The 18,804-nt window shown below is 40.8% G+C and carries 19 protein-coding genes; 7 read left to right on the forward strand and 12 right to left on the reverse strand.

Features of this window, described 5'->3' with window-relative positions:
* Nucleotides 1–8: 8 nt before the first annotated feature.
* From ACM03V_RS13475 to ACM03V_RS13490, 4 genes are all read left to right on the forward strand, one after another.
* Complete coding sequence (locus ACM03V_RS13475; protein ID WP_414621298.1) at nt 9–2,438, forward strand: TIM-barrel domain-containing protein; 2,430 nt, start codon at nt 9–11, stop codon at nt 2,436–2,438.
* Nucleotides 2,439–3,311: 873 nt separating this feature from the next.
* The gene (locus ACM03V_RS13480; protein ID WP_414621299.1) at nt 3,312–3,644 is read left to right on the forward strand and encodes a hypothetical protein; all 333 of its coding nucleotides are present in this window, start codon (nt 3,312–3,314) and stop codon (nt 3,642–3,644) included.
* A gap of 296 nt (nt 3,645–3,940) precedes the next feature.
* Nucleotides 3,941–4,795: a bacteriorhodopsin gene (locus ACM03V_RS13485; protein ID WP_414621300.1), complete on the forward strand. Its 855-nt coding sequence runs from the start codon at nt 3,941–3,943 to the stop codon at nt 4,793–4,795.
* A gap of 249 nt (nt 4,796–5,044) precedes the next feature.
* Complete coding sequence (locus ACM03V_RS13490) at nt 5,045–5,614, forward strand: general stress protein (RefSeq protein WP_414621301.1); 570 nt, start codon at nt 5,045–5,047, stop codon at nt 5,612–5,614.
* Between the two features lie 89 nt (nt 5,615–5,703).
* On the opposite strand, the gene ACM03V_RS13495 is transcribed toward ACM03V_RS13490, so the two are convergent.
* The 11 genes from ACM03V_RS13495 to ACM03V_RS13545 all read right to left on the reverse strand — a co-directional run bounded on the left by ACM03V_RS13495 (nt 5,704) and on the right by ACM03V_RS13545 (nt 14,914).
* Nucleotides 5,704–6,912, reverse strand: a complete 1,209-nt coding sequence (locus ACM03V_RS13495) for a PQQ-dependent sugar dehydrogenase (RefSeq protein WP_414621302.1) — start codon at nt 6,910–6,912, stop codon at nt 5,704–5,706.
* 17 nt (nt 6,913–6,929) lie between these two features.
* Nucleotides 6,930–8,018, reverse strand: a complete 1,089-nt coding sequence (pqqE, locus tag ACM03V_RS13500; protein ID WP_414621303.1) for a pyrroloquinoline quinone biosynthesis protein PqqE — start codon at nt 8,016–8,018, stop codon at nt 6,930–6,932.
* Complete coding sequence (gene pqqD, locus ACM03V_RS13505) at nt 8,011–8,292, reverse strand: pyrroloquinoline quinone biosynthesis peptide chaperone PqqD (protein WP_414621304.1); 282 nt, start codon at nt 8,290–8,292, stop codon at nt 8,011–8,013. The genes pqqE and pqqD overlap by 8 nt, the downstream gene beginning before the upstream one ends.
* Nucleotides 8,292–9,035 (reverse strand): pyrroloquinoline-quinone synthase PqqC, encoded by a 744-nt coding sequence (gene pqqC, locus ACM03V_RS13510; RefSeq protein ID WP_414621305.1) that lies wholly within the window; start codon nt 9,033–9,035, stop codon nt 8,292–8,294. The genes pqqD and pqqC overlap by 1 nt, the downstream gene beginning before the upstream one ends.
* A gap of 14 nt (nt 9,036–9,049) precedes the next feature.
* Nucleotides 9,050–9,949, reverse strand: coding sequence for a pyrroloquinoline quinone biosynthesis protein PqqB (gene pqqB, locus ACM03V_RS13515; protein ID WP_414621306.1), 900 nt, complete (start codon nt 9,947–9,949; stop codon nt 9,050–9,052).
* A 543-nt stretch (nt 9,950–10,492) separates the two neighbouring features.
* Nucleotides 10,493–10,687 (reverse strand): pyrroloquinoline quinone precursor peptide PqqA, encoded by a 195-nt coding sequence (gene pqqA, locus ACM03V_RS13520; RefSeq protein WP_414621307.1) that lies wholly within the window; start codon nt 10,685–10,687, stop codon nt 10,493–10,495.
* Nucleotides 10,688–10,919: 232 nt separating this feature from the next.
* Nucleotides 10,920–11,201: a hypothetical protein gene (locus tag ACM03V_RS13525; protein WP_414621308.1), complete on the reverse strand. Its 282-nt coding sequence runs from the start codon at nt 11,199–11,201 to the stop codon at nt 10,920–10,922.
* On the reverse strand, nt 11,179–12,456 hold the full coding sequence (gene iscB / locus ACM03V_RS13530) for an RNA-guided endonuclease IscB (RefSeq protein ID WP_414621309.1): 1,278 nt from the start codon (nt 12,454–12,456) through the stop codon (nt 11,179–11,181). The genes ACM03V_RS13525 and iscB overlap by 23 nt, the downstream gene beginning before the upstream one ends.
* A 223-nt stretch (nt 12,457–12,679) precedes the next feature.
* The gene (locus ACM03V_RS13535; RefSeq protein WP_414621310.1) at nt 12,680–13,066 is read right to left on the reverse strand and encodes a DNA polymerase ligase N-terminal domain-containing protein; all 387 of its coding nucleotides are present in this window, start codon (nt 13,064–13,066) and stop codon (nt 12,680–12,682) included.
* Nucleotides 13,050–13,907, reverse strand: a complete 858-nt coding sequence (locus tag ACM03V_RS13540) for an MBL fold metallo-hydrolase (protein WP_414621311.1) — start codon at nt 13,905–13,907, stop codon at nt 13,050–13,052. Before ACM03V_RS13540 ends, ACM03V_RS13535 begins: the two co-directional genes overlap by 17 nt.
* A complete protein-coding gene (locus ACM03V_RS13545) occupies nt 13,904–14,914 on the reverse strand; it encodes an SDR family oxidoreductase (protein WP_414621312.1) in 1,011 nt (336 codons plus the stop codon). Before ACM03V_RS13545 ends, ACM03V_RS13540 begins: the two co-directional genes overlap by 4 nt.
* 438 nt (nt 14,915–15,352) lie before the next feature.
* On the opposite strand from ACM03V_RS13545, the gene ACM03V_RS13550 reads away from it, so the two are divergent.
* Nucleotides 15,353–15,964 carry a cation:proton antiporter gene (locus ACM03V_RS13550; RefSeq protein ID WP_414621313.1) on the forward strand — a complete coding sequence of 204 codons (612 nt, stop codon included), beginning with the start codon at nt 15,353–15,355 and terminating at the stop codon, nt 15,962–15,964.
* A gap of 53 nt (nt 15,965–16,017) precedes the next feature.
* Here the strand turns inward: ACM03V_RS13550 and ACM03V_RS13555 are convergent, their stop codons facing one another.
* Nucleotides 16,018–17,124 (reverse strand): RNA-guided endonuclease InsQ/TnpB family protein, encoded by a 1,107-nt coding sequence (locus tag ACM03V_RS13555; protein WP_414621314.1) that lies wholly within the window; start codon nt 17,122–17,124, stop codon nt 16,018–16,020.
* A gap of 259 nt (nt 17,125–17,383) precedes the next feature.
* Here ACM03V_RS13555 and ACM03V_RS13560 point away from each other — a divergent pair, with 259 nt between their 5' ends.
* Both ACM03V_RS13560 and ACM03V_RS13565 read left to right on the forward strand, forming a co-directional pair.
* Nucleotides 17,384–18,049, forward strand: a complete 666-nt coding sequence (locus tag ACM03V_RS13560; RefSeq protein WP_414621315.1) for a cation:proton antiporter — start codon at nt 17,384–17,386, stop codon at nt 18,047–18,049.
* Nucleotides 18,050–18,368: 319 nt separating this feature from the next.
* The gene (locus ACM03V_RS13565) at nt 18,369–18,794 is read left to right on the forward strand and encodes a DUF4383 domain-containing protein (protein WP_414621316.1); all 426 of its coding nucleotides are present in this window, start codon (nt 18,369–18,371) and stop codon (nt 18,792–18,794) included.
* Nucleotides 18,795–18,804 lie beyond the last annotated feature (10 nt).

Raw genomic sequence — 18,804 nt, forward strand, 5'->3', positions numbered from 1 at the left:
TAAAGCTTATGAATATCCTTAAACAAGCATCTCTAAACCTACGTTTAATTAAATTAAAACGGTTTCTTGGTTCGCTGTTTTATCCTATCAAAAGGGATAAGTTAGAACGTCAATTTGATAATGTCAAATTTTTAAAAGCTACCAAACCGCCAGCTAATATTATTCGTGCCGAACAAACAGCAAATGGGGGACGATTTTATTTCCCAGAAGAAGTTGAATTAGAAATTTGTTTTTTAAGTGACGATTTAGTTAGAATTAATTGGAAACCAGGGTTACTTCCGGTTGATTATGCAATCTCCAATCGTAATTGGCAAAAAGTTGAAGTTGATTTTCAATCAACAGATGACAATTGGTTGATTTCTACTAATGCTTTACAAATAATTATTGCTTCAGATGGTAGCCTTAAATTTCAAGATGCGAAGGGGCTAACGCTACGGGAAGAATTACCACCCCAACGCAAAGTTAAAGCTAACCTGACAAATCATGGTTGGGTACATCAAGCAAAACTGCGTGCCGAGGAATGCATTTACGGTTTAGGAGAAAGAGCCGCTCCCTTAAATCTTCGCACCTTACCACATACAACTGACAAACCCAGAACCTATCGAATGTGGAACTTTGATGCAGGTGGTATATACACTTCCGGTACCGATCCGCTGTATCTTTGTATTCCTCTATACTTAGGGCTGCACGAAGAGGGTAGCTATCTGATTTTTTACGAAAACACTTTTCGGGCTAATTTTAGTTTCAAAGATTTTGCCGTTGCAGACTTTGAAGACGGCGCACTGCGATATTACTTTACAACGGGTTCGCTTCCTCAAATGATGCAACGCTACACCCAATTAACCGGATGTCCCCCCCTACCACCACGATGGGCTTTTGGTTATCACCAGTCTCGCTGGGGGTATGAGAAAGAAGAAGTATTACGACAAGTAGCAAAAGGGTTTGAGCAGCATAATTTGCCTGTAAGTGCCATGCATCTTGATATTGACTGCATGGATGATTTTCGTGCCTTTACTATTGACCCCGACCGTTTCCCAAAATTGCGTGAATTTACCCAAGAAATGGCGGCAAAAGATATTCGATTAATTACGATTATTAATCCAGGAGTGAAAAGCGAAAACAACAACAAATTATTTGAAGAAGGACGCGCCCAAGGTGTATTTTGCAAGCAACCTAACGGTCAACCAATTTTAGCACCAGTATGGGGAGGGATGTGTGCTTTTCCCGATTTTACAGATCCTCAAGCCCGCCATTGGTGGAGTCGTCAGTATGAATATCTGCTCGATTTAGGTATTGCCGGTTTCTGGCACGATATGAACGAACCGGGAGTATTTACCCTTTGGGGTGACTCTACTTTACCTGCTTATTCCACACAACATTCAATGGAAGGTAGAGGTGGCGACCACCGAGAAGCTCATAACGTTTACGGGTTACTTCAAGCACAAGCAGGTTATGAAGCACTATGCGAATATCAACCTGAAAAACGTCCATTTATTGTTTCGCGATCGGGATGGGCGGGATTGCAACGTTATGCCTGGACGTGGACGGGAGATGTGGAAACCTCTTGGGCTGGATTGCAACAAACCATTCCTACTTTACTTAATTTGGGACTGTCGGGAATACCTTACAGCGGACCCGATATCGGTGGATTCAAGGGTAATCCCAGTGCGGAACTTTACCTGCGCTGGTTCCAAATGGCTTGTTTTGTACCGTTTTTCCGTACTCATTCTGCTAATAATGTCAAGCCGCGTACTCCTTGGGGATTTGGCGAAGCAACCCTAAATATTGTTAGTAAATACCTGAGACTGCGCTATCAACTAATACCGTATTTTTACACCTTAGCTTGGCAGGCTACTCAAACCGGACATCCTCCAATTCGTCCTTTATTTTGGACAGATTCGGAAGATAGCAGGCTTTGGAATATAGAAGATGCTTTTTTATTGGGTGAAGCACTGCTAGTATGTCCAATTGTTCGAGAAGGAAAACGCGATCGCACTGTAATTCTACCCAAAGGAAGATGGTATGACTTTTGGAATGATACCTCATTAGCAGGAGGACAAGAAGTTAAAATTGATGCACCTTTAGAAACAATACCTTTGTTGGTAAAAGCGGGTAGTATTTTGCCTCTAGAAGCCGAAAATAAGTTAATTCTCCATCTTTATCCACCACAAGAAACAACTAGCGAAAGTGAAATTTATAGCGATGCGGGGGATGGTTACGGAGACTGGCGTTTAGACAAATTCTATCTCCAGTGGGATGAAAAAAACTTGAAATTAACACGTCAGCAACAAGGGAATTATCCTTTTGCATATGAAAAAATACAGCTTCACCTCCACGGGTTTGAATTACAGCAAGTTGTGGTGGATGGTAAAGAGGTTGATTGTGAAGAAAATTGTTTAGAGTTTAGGGAATTTGAGCAAGTTTTGTTTAAAGGATAAGGTACATATCCCCATAGTTATAGGATTAACGCTGTACCTCAATCAGATAATGTTACCAAAAGAACTGCAACCATCTAAATTTACCTTTTAGGTAACTGTTTTAGCGGGAGTTTTCTTTGTCGGATTCGCCGTAGTTTACTTAGAGAACTCCACAAAATAAATGATCCAAAATCCGTCATTGCGAGGGAAGCGTTCACCGAAGGTGTTCCCGAAGGGTAGCAATCCCAATATCTTGCGGTTGCTTCATTTCGCTGAGCCGCACCTAGCGGTGAACGCTCAATTCGCAATGACAATTGGGCCTTTTTTTACTTGGAGAACTCTTACTTCAACTAACTGGCGTTTTGAGAACATCTGCTTAATACGACAGAATAAATAATTTAAGAAACCCGGTATTTTGCAAAAACCGGATTTCTTATCATTATAAAATCTTATAACTCATCTAATTTACATAAGATTACTACAGCTATTTACTTCAAGAAAGTTGCATATCTACATACATACGATAAAATAACTATCTGAAGACATATATCGCATCAACTTTTAATCCCTAACCACAGATAGGTGTATCATTCCTACTTTTAGAGATATTACTTTAATTAAGTAAAGTTTTTCATTAACTAACTTATATCTACATGATATTTTGTTGTAATTTGCTGTAAATAGATTGTAGTTTTATTTTTAACTATGCGAACTTTAGAATAAAAAATTCGGTTTTAATAAAGATTTTTTGAGAAGCATTTAGATATTTATTGAATTAAACAGCTAGTATGATGTCCATCCTCCAAAAATCATTAAAACATTAAATTTATCGAGAGATAAATGAATTAACATTTCATAAACTACATTCACCGTTTTCTATCGATTCAAATCACAATGGCACCTGAAACAGAAATCATAGCTCAACCAAGCTCCCGCGAAATATCGCCTAGTATTCCTCCTTCGAGTGAAGTCACAACTATCCAAGTTGGATTAGCCTTTATTCCCGTGGCTTTCGTCGTAACTTTGGCGTTTATCTTTTTTAAACAAATTAAGCATCAGAAAAATTTATATACCAAACTTATTGATCTCAAACATTTTTCTTCCATTCCTTGTCGTAAATGTCAGTTTTTTGACAATAATCAACAGCTTCCTTGTGCCGTACAACCTGCGGTGGTTTTAAGTGAAGAGGCTGTTAATTGTGGTGATTATGCGCCAAAAAGGAGATAAAGTTAAACTCAAAGCTGGTTCTGAAAAACTAAGTTCGAATTAGTTTTTTATGAAAATGTCTCTCTATTTATTTTCAACTGTTAGAACTTACTTCTGAAGCAAACTTAACAATCATTATTTATCTCCTTTTTGGATTTTTTTCCAAACTGAATTTAATTTCAGTAACCACAAATTGCCCCTTATACTCAAGTATTAATCATTAGGAGGATAATTTATTCGTGCGGTTGATCAAAAATCTCATTCCATTTTTCTTAGTTACATTATTTGTCGCAATACTGGGCAATTTATCCCCAGCTATGTCTCAAACTCCAGATGTGGGAGCGCTTAATATTGACAATATATCTACAGGCTTAAATTTTGAAAACTTATTAACCTACACGCCCATGCAACACTCGATTGTTCAGGGCTTTTTAACGCTGGGGTATGCAGCACAAGCAGCAGGGTTAGTTTATTTTCTAACAACGATGGGCAATATTGCTCCTCGCTATCGACTTTCTTCTGCATTATCTGCGGTTGTTATGGTATCAGCTTTTCTGGAACTTTGGCGACTGGCACAAGATTGGCAAGAGGCATTTACCTTTACCGATGGCTTGTGGCGACCTGTTAATGATGCTTTCTCCAACGGTTTCCGCTATATAAACTGGTCTATTGACGTACCAGTGCTGCTGATACAACTGGTAGTTGTATTGGGCTTAACGCGCAAAAGCGGTATATCTTACGCAACAAAATTCGCGATTGGCGGACTTTTGATGATTTGGACGGGATATATCGGACAATTTTATGAAGTAACAGATCCAATTCCCTTCTGGATTTGGGGTGCGATTAGTACCGTATTTTATATCTATGTTTTGTTTGTAGTTTGGAGATTAATTTCTAAAGAAGCTGACAATCTACCAAAAAGCCCCGACAATCTTCCAGGAATGATGCGGTTTATTCGCACGTATTTGTTTATAACTTGGTCGCTTTATCCGATAGCTTACGTTATTCCGGCGTTTTGGTTTGATGGTTGGGGTGTTGTTACTAGGCAGATTATTTACACAGTTGCCGATATTACTTCTAAAGTTATCTATGGTGTCCTTTTGGGTTATGTAGCTCGCAAGCGCAGCGAAGCTATTGATTACGAACCAGCAATAGCTACTGCACGGAGATAGTTTCTTCGTTCGCTCTCATCGTCTTGTTCCCAGCTTAGAAGTTGGGAACTCATTCGTAGAACTACTTTTTGAGGATTATCCAGCTTCTAGAAACCAGTCAGAATAATTCTTACTATCTATCTGTAGACAGGGAAATGGTACGAAAAATTTATTCAAAAAGTCTACCAAAAGGTTAATTGAAAAAAATCCAAGTCTGAATCAAGGTTGATTCAGACAAAAAATTAATTTCTAATTTAAAAGGAGATAATTATGTATACAGGTGGTATGCAACGTGCAGTTGGTACTTTTGCTTCTCGTCCAGAAGCAGAGAGAGCGCTCCACGAATTGAGAGATTCTGGCTTCAATATGGACAAAATTTCTGTAGTTGTCAAAAACGCTGAAGGTGACAGCCAGGTAAGCGGTACGGATTACGAAAAATCAAAAGGCGAACAAGCAGCCGGGGGAGCTAAAGCTGGAGCAACAGCTGGAGGAGTTACCGGCGGAATAATTGGTTTGATTCCTAGTTTGGGTGTCTTAGCAATTCCTGGTGTTGGCCCCGTTGCGGAAATAGGTGTAATACTTGCAAATACTTTGATCGGTGGTGGTATTGGTGCGGCTAGCGGTGGTTTACTTGGTGCTTTAATTGGTTGGGGAGTACCTGAAGAACGGGCAAACTATTATAACGACAGACTTTCCGAAGGATATTACGTAGTGCTGGTTGAAGGAACCTCAACAGAAATTAATGCGGCTCAATCGATTTTAAGCAATCAAGGTGTCCGAGATTGGGAAATTTATAATTCACCCACAACAGGAAGTGTTCGTACTAACGCGGGTTTGTAGTTTTTCGCTGATTCTGAATACTCATCAAAATATGGGGAGACGTTGCAGTCCAACGTCTCTACAGAAGCTATTCATTCAAACTTTTTAACCTATTTAGCATAGGAAATCCGGTAAATAACGCCATTCATATTATCGCCGATTAGCAGCGAGCCATCTTTGGCGACACTTACCCCTACAGGACGAGCGAAACGTCCGTAGTCTTCTTTGTTCATTTTTACGAGAAAGCCGGTTAGGAAAGGCTCGATTGCGGTGGGATTGCCACTTTTGTCAAAGCGGATACGCACAATTTCGTGTCCGCTTGGGGGTTTACGATTCCAAGAACCGCGCATGGCTACGAATGCATCATTTTTGTATTCAGCAGGAAACTGGTTGGCGGTGTAAAAAGCCATCTGCATTGGCGCACTGTGAGCGGTATACAGTGCTACGGGTTCCTGGCTCATTTTTGCCCACTGAGCCATAGTGATGCCATTGGGCGGCTCGTCTTGAGGGTTGTATTTACCATCAGCATAAATATAGGGCCACCCGTAGCGTTTACCCGCCTCGATGCGATTCAATTCCTCTTTCTGCTCGTTGTCACCCAGCCAATCAATGCCGTGATCCATACCGTACATTTGTCGCGTTACTGGATGCCAACCAAAGCCGATGGTGTTGCGTAGCCCACTTGCAAAAATCTGGCGATTCCTGCCGTCAGGACTTGCACGTAGAATAGTTGCGTTGGTGTCGTTTTCGGTGCAGGCGTTGCACGTACTGCCAACGGTAATATAAAGCATACCATCGGGTCCGAAGGCGATGGTGCGGTTGGGGTGTTGTCCAGCGTCGGGCAGATCGGAGATAATTTGCCGTAGTCTGCCTAATCTACCATCGGGCAAGCGGTCGGCGGTGTAAATTTCGCGGATAGTTGTCAGATACATGGTGTTACCGCGCAAGGCAATGCCATGAAGCTTTGGTTTTTTAGCTACAATCTGTTTGATATCAGCGGTACCATCACCGTTTGTGTCGCGGAGCATGATTACGTCGCCAGGATCGCGACGAGTCACGTAAACGGTGCCATCGGGAGCAACCGTCATTATCCGAGGCTTACCCAATCCCTCAGCAAACTTCTGAATTTTAAAGCCATCGGGAAGCTTAAGTTGCTTAATTAAATCATCACTTACCTTTAGCTGAACTGGCTCGTAGACGTGGGCGTTGATTTCTACATCGGTTGGCTTTGGCTCCCCCGGTTGCTTCTGTGCAGACGCAGTTACAACTGGCAACGACAGGCATCCTAAAATTAAGCTAAATATAAAGGCGCGTTTCATATTTCTCTAGTTTTTTTCTAGTTGTAAATTGAACGATAAATAAACGGCAATGGCTCTTTCCCTACGGCATTTAGAGACGCGACAACCTGCTCGTGGTGGGGAGACAGGTGACAAACGGGGTCGGTAGCGGCAGCATCTTGAGTGAGAAGGAAAGCCTGACAGCGACAGCCTCCCCAATCAATCTCAACGCGATCGCAACTCTGACACAGTTCGGGCAGCCAGTCAGTGCCCCGAAAGCGGTTGAAGGCTGGCGACTCATACCAAATCCATTCGAGAGAATGGTTTATGACGTTGTTAAACTCTAAATCGGGGATAACGCTTGCTACTTGGCAGGGCAATGCTTCACCTTGAGGAGTTATTACGATTGTGCGCTGTCCCCACCCTCCCATACAGGGTTTAGGATATTCGGCATAATAATCAGGAATAACATAAATAATACCCATCGGAATTTTACCTCGTTCCCGAGCTGCTTTTACTGCTGGTTCGGCTTGCTGCAACTGAGAGAGGGTGGGTAGAAGTGCCGCCCGATTTTGTAATGCCCAGCCATAGTATTGGGTGTTAGCCAATTCTACCCTGTCTGCTGCTAAATTTTCGGCTAGTTGCAGCATCTCCTCAATTCGATTTAAGTTGTGACGGTGGAGAACAAAATTGAGCGTTAAAGGAAATCCCAAATTTTTTACCAGACGCGCTGCCGCCAGTTTTTGCTCAAAACACTTGATTCCAGCAATGCTATCTGATTCGGCGGCACGACTATCTTGAATACTAATTTGTATATGGTCTAATCCCACCTGACGCAGTTTTTCTGCTCGTTTGGAAGTAAGTAACGTTGCTGCCGTGACCAAAGTAGTGTAAAGCCCCAAACTAGCAGCTTCTTCAATCAAAACTTCCAAATCCGGTCGCAACAACGGTTCGCCGCCAGACAATCCCAGCTGCACCACCCCCAACTGCCTTGATTGCCGAATCACTCGCAGCCAATCTTCGGTACTAAGTTCCTGACTGGATTTATCAGCCCAATCCAAGGGGTTGGAACAGTAAGGACAGCGAAGCGGACAACGGTAGGAAAGTTCTGCCACTAAACTTAAAGGTCTAGGAGGTATGTTATTCATTACTATGCTCTAGTAGACCTCGCTCTGCAATTCGGGACAACAGATAATACACATCCTTCTCTACTTTGGCACTAGAATGTTGGGCTGCCAAAATTGTCACCATTTCGCTTACCGTTCGCCGTCCGTCACACAGTTCGAGTACTGCAAAAGCAGTCGCATTTAATACTAGAAGCCCTTCGGGAAACAACAGTAAATGCTGCTGCCTTACCTCGTCCCAAAATAGTCGTACCCCTCGCGCCATTCGCGGACGGTTATAAGCCCCGATGCTACTCATTATTTACTCCCCGCTCGCGTATCACCGCCTTCAATTGCCTCTAACTGACTCCATAATAAATCGCATTTGAAAACTAAAGCCTCAACGGCTCGCTGCTGCGTTTCAACGGTCTGACAGCGGTCTAAAACTAAATTTAAAGCATAACTAGCATCTCTGGGAGCTTGCTGTAAACGTACTCGAAAATACTCAAATCCGGCAGGATCGATCCAAGGGTAATGCTGCTCTAATGCTAAAAGGCGATCGCGAATTGCATCAGGACCAAACAATTCTGTCAGCGAAGCAGCAACCGATTCAATCCAAGCTCGCGTGCGGCAAAAGTTAACGTAAGCATCTACTGCATAGCGGACACCTGGCAGCACGTAATCTTCGCTCTTCAGTTGGGAACGGGATAATCCTACAGCTTCCCCCAGCCTTAACCAAGCCTCAATGCCCCCCGAACCAGGGGTTTGACCGTCATGGTCGATAATTCGCCCAATCCACTCTCGCCGCACTTCCACTTCCGGACAGTTTGATAAGATGGCTGCGTCTTTAAGGGGAATACTTTTTTGGTAATAAAAGCGATTCGCCACCCAACGCCGTACCTCTTCTGGAGTTAGTTCGCCAGCATTCATGCGCTGATGGAAAGGATGGAGATGATGATAGCGGCGATGTTGGCTTCTTAGTGCTGCCTCTAGTTCTTGTGGTGTTAGTAATTTTGAGAGCGGATTTTGCTCAGATTGTGTCTGCGTTTGCACTTGCTGCATTGAATGTTCCTTGCTTATAATTCGATGGTCAGCCCGTCATAACCTACTTCTAAACCGGCTGCTTCGACGCTCATCCGTTCTTCTGAGTCTGGTTGATGAATTGGGTTTGTATTGTTAATGTGAATCAAAATTTTACGAGGACGCTTCAACGTTTTAAGCTGTTGTAAACTTCCATCACTACCCCCCAGTGGCATATGTCCCATTGCTTGAGCCGTGCGCTTAGAAATGCCCAGCCGCTGCAACTCGTCATTGTACCAGAATGTACCATCTACTAAGATACAATCGCTGGCTTCAAAACGTTCTCTGAGACTATCCGTTAGTTCTGATAATACCGGAGCATAGGTAAAAACACCACCAGTTGCAACATCTCGAAACGTAAGTCCTATAGCCCAGATATCATCATTACTTTGTGCCATATACTTAGGTGGTTTCTTGGATAGGGGAAATACCTCAACCTTTAGTTGACTTGATTGCTCATTTATTAAGGTCAGGCTAGCGTCAGTTTCGAGTACAGTCCAATTAACACCACAGTAATTTGTGAGTGTACGCAACACCGGGAAGCCTTCAGAAAGAGCCTGCTTTACCGTTGCAGTACCATAAAGTTCTAACGGCTGTTTTGATTCTCGTAAAATCATTAATCCGTTAGTATGGTCAATTTCAGCATCGGTTAGTATTACCCCTGCAATCGGATTAGAACGAATATTATCTTCGCAGCCATTTCTTAATCTTTCAAGCTGCTGGCGCACATCAGGAGAAGCATTGACTAAAAACCACTTTCCTCCAGCTTTAACGGCAATCGATGACTGAGTAAGGCTAGGAATAACACCAGATCGTGCAGCTTGACATTTAGAACAGGCACAGTTCCATTGGGGCAATCCCCCACCAGCAGAAGCCCCAAGAATACGTACAAGCATATATAAAAATTAGGTTTGATTAATGAAATTGTTCATAAGAAAATCCCGGTAGTTTGGAAACTCACGCTTTTTAAAGCGCTCGTGGAAAAACGCCGCGAGTGGTTTTAACCACCGTTGGCATTTTTCTTTTTTTTTGGATGGTTAGTCCGCAATTAAGTAATGTTAGCCTCGATAATGTTTAGAGTCGGCTTCAAAAGGAAAACACTGGCAAAACTGGCGTTACACCTGTTTAATTTTCCAGTTATAGTGCTTGAAACTGGCTACGCATCTCAAGGTATGATTTTTAGCACTTGCTCTAAACGTAGGAATTTAATCCTTAATCTGGTCAGCTAAGAGTTTCAGAACTATGCCTGAAGCTCAGTGTCTTGAGACCTGAGTTGCTGACTGAGGTAGGGAGGGGGGTAGGGGGGTAGGGAGTAGGGAGTAGAAAACAGAAAAAGCTTGGCGGGTATACTGAGTTTTTATGCCCTCCAGCCACGCTCCACTAACGTGCATCAAGTAAAAGTGCTATATCAAGTTTGAAGGCACTTGTGATTTTTTCTTTTATTGCCAATGGTAAATATACGCAGTTACCTCCATACAAGCATCAATTTCCTCAAAATCTGGTTGCTCCCAATCTCCCGAGCTTTTAATAATAGGAACGCGATTTGCTGCGTGGTTGTCCGAATAACTAGAGGAATGTTGCTCTAAACTATTTTTTTTAGCTACCTTAGAAGATTTGTTTTGAGACGAATTCATTGTTAATCTCCAAAATTAATAAATTTATGACTATATTCTAGCTAAGAACTTTTTTAGCTTAATGGACTTCAGATTTCGCGAATATCGGTCTAAAGTTAGATTCACTAAATCTAACTTTCGATATAGGAGATCGGAAAGCTCGTTTGAAATTAGGCGATCGCGATCGCAAAGTTGCCTATAATAATATTGAACAAATTTAACCAAAAATCTTAAAAATTATTGTTTCCTTCGCTTAACCTTGCGCTTTAATCTCCGAGAGGGTTTTTCCGCTGAGTACAGATTCTGGTTCGGTGCTTACACGATTGCGACGAGCATCTGCTAGCTCGTCATCCATTTTGATTAATAACCAGCTTTGGTTTTTCCCCTGCTTAATGCGAGTCAGAGCATAACCGCCTTTTAATTTTTTACCTGAAAGCCAAATTTTAATATGACCTTTGGCGATCGGTACGCCTCTAATCAGCAAAATCCTGTAAATATCTGAAGCATTGCTGTTAAAAGCTGTAACTATAACCATCGTTGCGATGAATAGCCACGCAGTATTTATGCCTTACAGGACTAATTTTAGTGTTGTCACCTAAACGCATATCAAAAACCCCAGTTTTTCTAGTAGTAAGTCTACCAACATAAACCCCAGCAAACTTCCCTTTTGGTAAAGTAGCTTTTACTATGTCACCTGTTTGGAAGCCATAGTGCGTTTTGCTATTTGACCTGTGCTTACTAGGGAAACCATAGCGGTCTGTTATACACATTTTGCGGCTGCCCCATCCTTTAGCGGCAATAAGTAAAGGTTTAGTAGTTAATATTTGTAGATCGTCAATAACGCCAACGCAGGCTGCGTCAAGCCAGTGAGTTTTAGGTAGATTCAATCTACTTCTGTTGTACTTCGTTAATCCTCCAGTACCTGTTTCTACAGGCAGCCCGGTTTGTTTGAGTCTTTTTAATAACTCGTTGCGAGTACTATTAACAGCAGCAGCATCTTCAAGAGGTTTCTTTGCTTGCTTTAATATCTTAGATAAAATAGTCGGTTTACCTTTTAAGAATTCTTCAATATCAGTGCTACCTTTTTGTTGGTTACAATCATGACAAGCTATAGCAAGATTAGATACTCGGTTACTGCCGCCTTTTGATTTTGGGCGTATATGTTCTACTTCTAATCTTGTATCGGTAGCACCACAATAAGCGCATTTTCTTTGCCATTTTTCAAGTAAATATTCTCTTACCTCATAACCAAAAAGTTCCCCTTGCTGATATTCTTTTCCTGTAACTTCTGGGTTTTGTAAAGCCTGCGTGTCAAACCTTACTAGCTCTTGAGACAAACCTGTTACAGGTGCATAACGCATTATCCTATTAACTAAAGTCATGATGTTCTCAACCCTGCTTTGCAAGCTAGGCGGAAGCCAGCCTTCTTTACGTCTTCTGTTTTGGAATCGTGCTTTACGATAACGTGTTTTGCGGTTTCTGCGGTTACGCCTAACAGCGCTTCTAGATTCTAGATCGGCTTTGATAGATTGACCGCGATGGGTTAATTGTGCCCCCCAAACAACTTTATCTTCTTTTACTAACGCTATTCCAGTTGTTTTACTACCTGGATCAATCTTAAGTTGGTAATCGGCGGATGGCTCAACGCTATCCTGCGGTAGAATAATAGTAAAAGGATAACGTCTAAAAACGCTAGCTTTACCTTGCTTTAATAATCGTCTGGCTTGTCCTGGATGCAGTGCATTTAAAGGTTTTTTGTTTGAATCAACAACAAATACAAAGTTAGACATGCGGAGTCCTCCGTTTTCACGGGTAAAGTTTTCCTCGGCAATGTTGAAAAGGCTTTTTAAGCCAACTGCACTCTTACGACAGCTAAATCACTTGTTTAACAGTTGGCGACAGAGTTTTAAGCTGGAAAGCACCTAAAAGTGTCATGACCTAATCAACGTAGCTTTCGCTTAACCTGGCTATACATCCACGCTTGTAAAGCGTTTTTCAGCTTTGCGAGCGTGTTTAGCGTATAGCTTCTTCCATTGGAACTTCTTTGCCGTCTTGTTCTTGAAGATTGCGATAAAACCCGGTATCCCAGACTAACACAGTGCCTGCTCCGTATCCTTCTGAGATCACACCTTCAAAATTAGCGTAATCAAGAAAATGATCTTCAGTGGCGATCGCTAATCGTTTCTCTTGAGGATTAATCGAAGGTCCTTTGGGCACTACCCAAGATTTGAGAACCCCTGCAACTTCTAGACGAAAATCGTAGTGCAGGTTTCTGGCATCGTGCTTTTGGATAACGAATATGGGTTTTTCAGATGCTTCGGATGTAGGCGAAATGTCTTGCTTTTGGGAGTTAGAATTAAGAGATTGTTTTTTTCCATGAATACTATTTCTGAAGCACATCAAATGTATAAGTATCGCCGTGTTTAAGATACTTTACCCGTTGATCCAATCCGGCTTCTGTAACGGCTTGCATAAACTCTTCAAGAGATGACTTCATCACGGTGTAATCGTTGTAGTGAATCGGGATACTTAAATGTGGTGCAATCATCTCAATTGCCTGCACTCCCTGTTTCGCATCCATAGTTAAGAGAATTCCGAAGATTTTTGTTCCTCCCAAGTGAAGTAAACCTAAGTCAATATCGGGATATTTTTGAGGTATTTCTTTGATGTCTTCATACATTAACGTATCCCCGCTAATATAGAGGCGAAACACTGGCTTATCTACTGTTGAGTGAAACTCTAACATATTTCCGTTTACCGACGGTAGCAATGCGCTGAGTATTCCCGGACCATGCCTTCCCGGCATCGCTGTAATCCGTACTTTGGCATCATCTTTAATAACAGTTAATGTTTCCCAACTATTTAAACCTTGAGTGGCGGTAAATCCTTTACTTTTGAGATTATCGGCAGCTTGATGCGTAGTGATAATAGGTACATTTTTATCTAGTTTTGCCTCTGCTATCCGGTCAAAATGGTCTTCATGCATATGAGACAGCACAACCATATCTAAGGCAGGCAATTCCTCAATTTCCATTGCCGGATTAGTTCGGCGTGCGGAACTTATTCCATAACCTAAATGTACGTGTTGTCCCTGATGCAAAAAGTTCGGGTCGGTCAAAATTGTAAATCCGGCGTAGTGCAGCAGTACGGTGGCGTTGCCGATAAAGAAAAGCGAACCACTGTTAAAGGTTGCTTGTGGGCTGCTTCCACTACTTGGTAAAACTAATTCTTCTCGACTCATAATTGCCTCTGATTGTTACCTTTGAAAGCTATTGCAGCGATTGCTCCTACAGCAGCTAATGCTCCCCACTTTAGCGCCGGATTCATTTCCAGCCAATCGGAAATACTGGGTATCTCTAGCTCGTTAAAGTCTCCCTTAACCTGGGTGTAACCTTCCATCGGCGCATATAGATTGTTCGGCGCGTCTGCGGATTTCGGCTGATTCGTTTTTTGTCCGGAAAAACCAATCGTCGCCAATATTGTATCTACCAATTCCGGTGAAAGCCGCTCTAATACATCTAAAATTCGTCCCACATCTCCCACAATATATTCACGAGTTGGATTTTCTGCCACGTAAAGAATGGCATCAGCTACCAACTGGGGAGAGTAATAGGGCGGTATTCCAGTAGGTTTTACTCCTAACTTGGTAAGAACGTGATTGTAAAAAGGAGTGTTGATTACTGCTGGTAAGATGCTGGTAACGCTAATAGGGATACCCTCGTGTTGCAACTCCACTCGCAGAGATTCTAGAAAACCTTGCAGAGCGTGTTTGGCGGCAGAGTAAGGGCTTTGCAGTGGTAAAGCACGTTTGCCTTCCATTGAGGAAATATGAATCAAAGCTCCTCCTTGCTGTTTGAGATAGGGTAATGCTGCTTTTACGGCATAAACCTGTCCCATAAAAGTAACGTCCATCACCCGCCGAAATTCTTCTATAGTAATTTCTTCAAAGGTTGCCAACACACCAGTTGCAGCCGCATGAACCCAAGTATCAATTCGTCCGAATTGCTCAACGGTAAAATCGGCGATCGCCTTTACCTGCTCAAAATTTGCTACATCGGCAGTAATTGCTTTGGCTTCACCCCCATTCGATTCGATTTCGTTTACCAAAGATTTCAGTCCTAGTTCATTCCGCGCTGAAACTACTACCTTCGCTCCTCGGGAAGCAAAATCAAGAGCTGCTTGTCTGCCGATACCGCTAGAAGCTCCGACAATACAAACTACCTGTTGATCAATTGGCTTTAATTGCATAATGAAATTGTTCCTAATGTGATTTATTCGTATTTGTTTATTGCGTTTAACGAATTATATATATCTATTACAACTTACGCATTTGAAGCTTATTCCCGTAATATCCATAAATATCTGGTGCTAAAACAAAGATTTTGCATCGAAACCGGGTTTATGCAGCGTAAGTACTACAGTAAATAAGAATTATGGCGTATATGAATAATACTCCTAAAGATAAAATATTAATAATCTCTCACTTTATATTTGTTTTTTAAAAGAGAAGATAACTCTATCTGTAGGTTGAAAATAAAATTATCGGGTTGTACATCAAAGGGATGATTAATAATAAATTGATTGATACGAAGCGAAACTTGAGATAGCGTTACAATAGCTGGATTAAATAGCAAAATAGCATAAGTCTCTAGATATTCAGAACTTAGAGTTTATCTTTACCATCAAATGCCTGGTACTTTTTCCAATCTAGACCCAACACACTTTAATATCGCCTTACTCGCATTAGGTGGTTTGATTTATAGTTATGGTTTAGTGTCTCGCTTTATCAAAGAGCGTCTTTATCTTTCGGCACCAATTTTATCGGTCTTACTAGGTGTGATTTTTGGACCCTTTGTTCTCAACATTTTTGATGTAGAAAGTTGGGGAACCCAGGACATTATTGTTGAAGAAATAGCACGTCTTACGATTTCCATTCAACTGATTTCAACGGCTCTACGGTTGCGTTCTGCTTATCCGTTTCGTCGCTTAAGAAGTCTGGCAATTATGCTTGGACCTTTGATGTTAGCGATGTGGTTTGTTAGTAGCGCACTCATCTATTGGATTTTGAATATTGATTTTTGGGTAGCCATTCTAATTGGTGCAGTAATTACACCCACTGACCCAGTGTTAGCTGCTACTATCGTCACGGGTAATTTTGCTGAAGACAAACTACCGTCTCGCGTTCGCAATCTGCTATCTGCCGAATCTGGAATAAATGATGGCTTAGCTTACCCATTTGTATTTTTGCCGCTTTTACTATTAATGCAATCTCCGCAAGAAGCCATAACTGCTATATAAAATCTAGACAAATCTAGAGATTACTTGACGTTTCAACGGGAGCATGGGAGCGGTTATCCCTCAACGTCCAGACACGGTTCAGCCAACCGTGCATAATTTTCTAAATTTTTAGCGGCATTGATATCTCTGTCTTGGGTATGATGACATTTTTCACAGACATACAGACGCTCGGACAAACTAATTTCTTTAATTTCTCCACAATTTGAACATTTTTTAGTAGATGGATAAAACCTGTCTACAAGAACAACTGTTCCACCATATCTAAGTGTTTTGTATTCAATCTGTCTCTTGAATTCATAGAAATTAGCATCGCTAATTGCACCAGCTAGCTTATGATTTTTCAACATTCCACTAATATTTAAATCCTCCAAAGCTACTACCGCGTGGTTTTTGCAGATAAAAGTTGTAGCTTTATGGGTTGCATCTAGACGAATATTAGTAACACGTCGATGTAGTTTAGATATTCTTAGCTTTTGTTTTTTATAACCATTGCTACCTTTTACCTTCAGAGTTAATTGACGTTGTAATTTAGATAATTTTTTTTTAGCTTTCTTTAAAGCTTTTGGGTTGAGAAAAACAATTCCATAGGAAAGAGTTGCTAAGACGTTAATGCCTAAATCCACACCAACGTATGGATGTTTTTTATCAGTCGGTTGTGCTTCTATTTCATAAGAACAGGAAATATACCATTCCCCTGCCTTTCTAGATATAGTTATCTTTTTAGTTGTAGTATGCGGTAAAGCTTCATGGATTGACACCCAACCAATTGTCGGTAACTTAATTCTAGTTCCACCAATTGGAATCGGTTTACTTCCTGCGTTGATTGAAAAACTATCGTTAAAACTTTTTTTCTTAAATCTGGGATAATCTCCACGTTTGGCGAAAAAGTTTTTGAATGCTTTACCTAAATTATCAAATGCAAATTCTGTAACTTTTTGACATATGCCTTTTTCTTTTATCCAGCTTAAAACTGGTTTTACATTATTGTTAAAAAACTTTTTCAATACTAAATGGTTTGGTTTGAGACCTTCCTTATACAAAGCTTCCCATGTTGCTAGTCCCCAGTTGTATGTAAACCGAGAAATGCCTGCGTGTTTTGACATCAGTATTTTTTGCTCTGATGTCAGTTTTAGCTTTGTTTTAATCGAAGTTAACAACACAATTACTCACGCTTCACCATTCGAAATTAAAAAAGGCTATTAGTAACTAAATCAGCCATTAAAATTATGGCACAATCACATGGATTTTTAAATTATCTTTATGTTAATTTTCTATTCTCGAACTAAAATGACTTTTTAATCGATAGTCATTATTAGCCATCTTCTTCTTGTCGGCTTTTGTAGATAAATGTATATTCTTGTCTATGAAATTCTATACTAGGGCGTAACTCATTGGTTTTCTGTTATCTGGTTATGGGATGTGGGAGCGGCAATTGTTTTTGGTTTACTGTCTGGCTATCTTGCTGGAAAACTTCTTAATTTGGCGCAACGAAAAAAATTAATTGATAGACAGTCATTTTTTGCTTATGTCATAGCTCTTGCTTTTATTGTACTCGGCGGGGTTAAGCTAATTGGCAGCGATGGTATTTTAGCAGTGTTTATGGCCGGAGTTGGTTATGACCTAGTAGTAAACGAAGGCGATCGCATTGACGAAGAAAATGTGACTGAAGCCTTAGATTTAATCATCACTGTTTTTAGTTTTACCTTGTTTGGTTTGGTGATTCCTTGGAGCGAATGGTTGGCTTTGGGATGGAATGGTTTGTTCTTGGTACTTGCGATTTTAGCTTTTCGTCGCCTACCTGCTTTATTGTTATTAAATCGCTTTATACCTCAGACTAATGGCTTAAAAGATGCTTTATTTATGGGCTGGTTTGGTCCTATTGGTGTTGCAGCGATTTACTACGCTAATTTTGCCGTTCATAAAACAGGTATTGATGAAATCTGGTATGTTGTTAGTCTTTGTGTTGCTGGTTCGGTCTTAGTTCATGGTGTTACGGCTGTTCCTTTGAGTCTTTTGTATAGCAAGTTGAGCAAAAACAAACAGCAAAATCAAACTCCGCAGGACAGTCAAGAAGAAGGGCAATAATTAATAGTACGTTATATATTTAATACTTTTAATATGAGTTAAATTACCTAAAAAAATATAGCAGGTGTTGCGAATCGTATTTATTTTATTTATTTATTTATTTATTTATTTATTTTAAAATTTATATAAATAAAAAATCATTAAAAAATCTATCTATAGGTAATTTCAAGATTTTTATTGGTTCTGAATATGTCTAAGGGTATACAAGATAGTTTCTTCCTTTAGGTGAAGTAAAAATCGATTTAAAGTGAATAGTCTTGGAATTAATGCAGTTAATTGCTGATACGCACTTTAAAATCAAAAATCAAGGAGTCAAATTATGAAAACTCGTAACTTTGCTTTAATTATGGGTATCGTTTTTTTAAGTATTGGAATCTTGGGATTTATCCCTTTTTTCGTGACCAAACCTGCAACGATATCGCCAGAGTTAATTATTGATACGGGATACGGCTACCTAATGGGCTTGTTTCCCATCAATATTTTGCATAATATCGTACACCTGGTCTTCGGTGCTTGGGGAGTTGGTATTAATGGCAATTTTGTGTTGTCGCGTCTGTATTCTCGCAGTTTAGCTGTAATTTATGGTGTACTTGCGATTATGGGCTTAATTCCGTTTGCTAATATATTATTCGGCATAATTCCTATTTTCGGAAATGATGTCTGGCTCCATGCGCTGATAGCAGTTGCAGGTGCTTACTTTGGCTTTATTGTTCCCAGCGAGGAAAAAACCGGAGCAGTTCAATAACAGTTAGCTC

It is taken from the genome of Calothrix sp. CCY 0018, from assembly GCF_963920925.1.
Taxonomy (GTDB): Bacteria; Cyanobacteriota; Cyanobacteriia; order Cyanobacteriales; family Nostocaceae; genus Rivularia.